This is a genomic window from Moritella sp., assembly GCF_033791185.1.
In the GTDB taxonomy this organism is placed as follows: domain Bacteria; phylum Pseudomonadota; class Gammaproteobacteria; order Enterobacterales; family Moritellaceae; genus Moritella.
In genome coordinates this window covers 1-4,519 of sequence record NZ_JASJHF010000039.1, presented here as the reverse complement: position 1 = coordinate 4,519, position 4,519 = coordinate 1, and the positions used below count along the sequence as shown (strand labels likewise).

Here is a 4,519-nt window from a genome sequence, read left to right as displayed (position 1 = left end):
GATAATCATCATCCGACAAAAGATAAATAGATAAGGATATTTATATGTACAAAACTCTCGCAACGACCGTATTACTCACTGCATCTTCGTTTAGTGTTAATGCAAATGAATGTGGTGTGGTGACTATTGCAGATATGAACTGGAATTCTGCTAGCTTAATCGCTCATGTAGATGCCTTTATTCTTGAGAATGGCTTTGATTGTGAAGTCGATCTCGTATCTGGCGATACTATGCCAACAGGCACCTCAATGATTGAAAAAGGGCAGCCAGATATAGCCCCTGAATTTTGGAGTAATAGTTTTCAAGAATCACTTGATAAAGGTGTTGCAGATGGGCGTATCCGCTTTGCGGGCGTCGCATTATCTGATGGTGGACAACAAGGCTTTTGGGTACCGGAATATATGGTTAAAAAAGATCCTTCGTTAGCGACTATTTCTGGAATTAAAGCCAATGCTAGCTTATTTAAACACCCCGAAGACCCAGATAAATCGGCGATAATGGGCTGTCCGTCTGGCTGGAATTGTCAATTATCGGCAGAACATCTATTTACAGCAATGGAGTTAGATAAATCGGGTTTTGAATTGATTGATCCAGGCTCAGGCGCAGGTCTTGCGGCTTCAATTGCTAAAGCTTATGAGCGTAATCAAGCTTGGTTTGGCTACTATTGGGCACCAACACCCGTGCTAGGTAAATACAAAATGGTTCAGGTGGATTTAGAAGCTGAAGCTGATGATGAATACTTTTTTGAGTGTATTGCTAATCCGGATTGTTTCGATCCTAAAGTGGTTAAATACCCTACTGCAGACGTTCACAGTATCGTAACCGAAGACTTCGCCACAAAATCAGTTAAGGGCTTAGAGTATATCACTGCTCGCTCGTTCACCAATGCACAGATGAATATATTATTATCATGGATGGAAGATCAACAAGCGGATGGAGAATATGCTTCCGAGTATTTCTTAAACAACTATGAAAGTATCTGGTCAGAGTGGGTTACTCCTGATGTCCAAATCAAAATCAAACAAGCGTTGGCTGATTTATAAAACTCATCTGCCCAGGATTCGACTGGGCATTTTCTATTTTACAATAGATGATCTCTAAACTACTTAAACTACCTAACCTACCTAAACTTGAAGCGTTATTGAATGCTAGCAGCTTTGTTTTTTTGACTGACGGTGCTGCGTAGGTGAGCTGGAAAATGATAAACAGGTTGATTTTGCATAGTTAAACTACAATAAGTAACTAAACTTGGCGCTAATCAATTTTAATTCAGCAATTACATACGAGGTACAAAACCCCAAAAATCAATTAAGAAACTTTAAAATACAAATATGTTATCATTTATTTCTCTCTGCTTAATTCTTGAGTGTGTAATTAACATAGAATTAAACAGAATGAACCCACTTTAATAAGGATATTAAAATGCGCAAAAAAATTGTCACTTCACTATTACTGCTTTCGGCTTCGCTAAATGCATCAGCGAGTGAATGTGGAAAAGTCACCATTGCAGATATGAATTGGAATTCTGCTACCCTGATTGCCAATATCGATCGTTTTATTCTAGAGCATGGTTTTGACTGTGATGCTGAACTTGTTCCCGGTGATACTATGCCTACCGGTGCTTCTATGATTGAGAAGGGACAGCCCGATATCGCTCCTGAGTTTTGGAGTAACTCGATGAAAGAAGCCTTAGATAAAGGGGTAGAAGAGGGGCGTATTCGTTACGCAGGTAAAACACTCTCTGATGGTGGAGAAGAAGGCTTCTGGGTACCTGCCTATATGGTAGAGAAAGACCCTACACTAGCAACTATTGCCGGCGTTAAGGCTAATGCTAAATTATTCAAGCATCCTGAAGATCCAACTAAATCTGCATTTATGGGCTGTCCAGCTGGTTGGAATTGTCAAATTTCGACTAGTCAGTTATTTAATGCGATGGATCTCGAAGCTTCAGGTTTTGAGTTGTTAGATCCAGGCTCTGGCGCAGGTCTTGCTGGTTCAATCGCCAAAGCGTATGAGCGTGAAGAAGCGTGGTTTGGTTATTACTGGGCACCCACCTCAGTATTAGGCAAATACAAAATGGTCAAGGTTGATTTTGGTTCAGGTATTGATGAACAACACTTCAAAGAGTGTGTTACCCAAATTGATTGTTTAACACCAAAAGCGACCATGTATCCGCCATCAGCGGTTGATTCGGTTGTAACTGAAAGTTTTGCTAAAAGATCCCCTGAAGCAATGAGTTATCTTGCTGCTCGTTCGTTTGGTAATGAACAAATGAATGTTTTATTGGCTTGGATGGAAGATCAACAAGCCGATGGTGAATATACGGTCGAACATTTTTTAACAAACTATGAAGATACTTGGTCGGAATGGGTTGATCAAGCGACAGCTAAGAAAATAAAGAAAGCATTGTCAGAATTATAATTAATCATTTAAAGCCCAGAATCTCTGGGCTTTTTAACATTAGGAAATAAATAAAATGTCAGACAAATCATGGTTGTCGGAAATACCGCAGCTTGATCGTCATCAATTATTAGATATTAGAAAAACACTGGACGGCGCTTATCGCAGTTTCTCGCGTGAATACGGTGATAGCATAGAGGGCTTTTTTGACCCCTTACTCAGCTTCCTTATCTGGTTTGAAAAATTATTACTGAATAGTCCTTGGTGGCTTGTTATTGCGGTACTCGCAGGTTTTGCCTATCTGGCAAGCCGTTCTTGGAAGCTTACCCTAGGTGTGATCGTCGCTTTTTTCTTAATTGGTTTTTTCGGTATGTGGGAAAATACCATGCGTACCATGAGTATTATTTTAGTTTCCACTATGATGGCCATTGCACTTGGTATCCCAATTGGGATTTCCATGGCACGCTCTAACCGAGCCCAATCTATTGTTACCCCAGTTCTCGATATTATGCAAACCACGCCAGCCTTTGTGTACCTAATACCTGTCGTTATGTTGCTAGGTATTGGTAAAATACCCGGTGTGATTGCTGTGGTTATTTATGCTATTCCACCATTGATTCGCTTAACCAATTTAGGAATTCGTCTTGTTGACAAAGAGGTATTAGAAGCAGCCACCGCCTATGGTGCTAGCTCTACACAAAAGTTATTTGGTGTGCAGCTGCCTTTGGCGATGCCCAATATAATGGCCGGTATTAACCAAACCATCATGATGGCATTGGCAATGGTGGTTATAGCCTCAATGATTGGCGTTAAAGGATTAGGACAACCCGTTTTACAATCAATCACGAATCAATACTTTACACTTGGTTTGTTGAATGGTCTGGCAATTGTTGCACTGGCTATTATATTTGATCGCATCTCCCAAAGTTATGCTAAACGCACCCTGCAAAATTTTGGAGGCAATTAAAATGAGTAATAATGAAAATAAAGTTCCTTTAATGCGTATCAAGAATTTATACAAAGTCTTTGGTCCGAATGATAAAAAGGTACTTGAGCAAGTCAAAGCGGGTAAATCAAAAGATACTATTTTAGCTGAAACCGGCCATACAGTTGGTTTGTCAGATATTAACTTAGATATCTACCCGGGTGAAATCTTCGTGATTATGGGCCTCTCTGGCTCAGGGAAATCAACACTGATTCGTCATTTTAATCGTTTAATTGAACCTACTGCAGGTGAAATTGAAGTGGCTGGTAGCGATGTGATGAAACTCAATGATAAAGAATTGCAAGAGTTTCGCCGCAATAAAATGTCAATGGTATTTCAGCGTTTTGGTTTAATGCCGCACCGTACCGTGTTACAGAATATTGTTTATGGACTGCAAGTGCAGGGAATCAATAAAAATGAACGGGAAAAACGCGGAACAGAGTGGTTGGAAACCGTGGGTCTTGATGGTTATGCAAATCAATACCCTGGACAGCTATCCGGAGGTCAGCAGCAACGTGTTGGTTTAGCGCGTGCACTGTGTACCGATGCAGATATCTTGTTAATGGATGAAGCATTCTCTGCACTTGATCCTTTGATTCGAAGTGAGATGCAAGATCAATTGATCGAATTGCAAGATAAATTGCATAAAACCATTGTGTTTATTACTCATGATCTTGACGAAGCATTACGCCTTGGTGACAGAATCGCCATCTTACGTGATGGTGTTTTAGTGCAGCAAGGTGAGCCAGTTGATATTTTATTAAACCCAGCAGATGATTACGTGGAAGCCTTTGTTAAAGACGTTAATAGAGCCAGAGCACTTACCGTTGAAACTGTTATGCAGCCACAAATTTGTCGTATATCAGCTGAAAATATTGGTGAAGCTGTTGCACAAATGCGTAAATCAAAACATGATTATGGTTACGTGATTAATGAACAAGGTTATCAAGGTGTGATCACGCAAGAAACGTTAGAGAATGTTGAAGAGAGCGACTACAACAAGTCTATTCCAGCAGAATTAATCGAAGATGTACCAGCGGTAAAAAATGATGCGTTATTAGAAGCGGTTATTCCAGAAACCTTAGAGAGTGATCATCCGCTTGCGGTAGTGAATGAAGAGGGAGAAGTCGAAGG

General features: G+C 40.3%; 4 protein-coding genes. All 4 read left to right on the top strand.

What is annotated here, in order from left to right; translation table 11 throughout:
* Positions 1-44: 44 nt before the first annotated feature.
* Positions 45-1,043, top strand: a complete 999-nt coding sequence (locus QNK26_RS02505; protein ID WP_319220688.1) for an ABC transporter substrate-binding protein — start codon at positions 45-47, stop codon at positions 1,041-1,043.
* Positions 1,044-1,422: 379 nt separating this feature from the next.
* Positions 1,423-2,421 carry an ABC transporter substrate-binding protein gene (locus QNK26_RS02500; protein ID WP_319220687.1) on the top strand — a complete coding sequence of 333 codons (999 nt, stop codon included), beginning with the start codon at positions 1,423-1,425 and terminating at the stop codon, positions 2,419-2,421.
* A 55-nt stretch (positions 2,422-2,476) separates the two neighbouring features.
* Entirely contained in the window at positions 2,477-3,367 is an 891-nt protein-coding gene (locus QNK26_RS02495) for a proline/glycine betaine ABC transporter permease (RefSeq protein WP_319220686.1), read from the top strand.
* 1 nt (position 3,368) lies between these two features.
* Positions 3,369-4,519: glycine betaine/L-proline ABC transporter ATP-binding protein (locus QNK26_RS02490; protein ID WP_319220685.1), on the top strand; the 1,151-nt coding region annotated here is incomplete at its 3' end.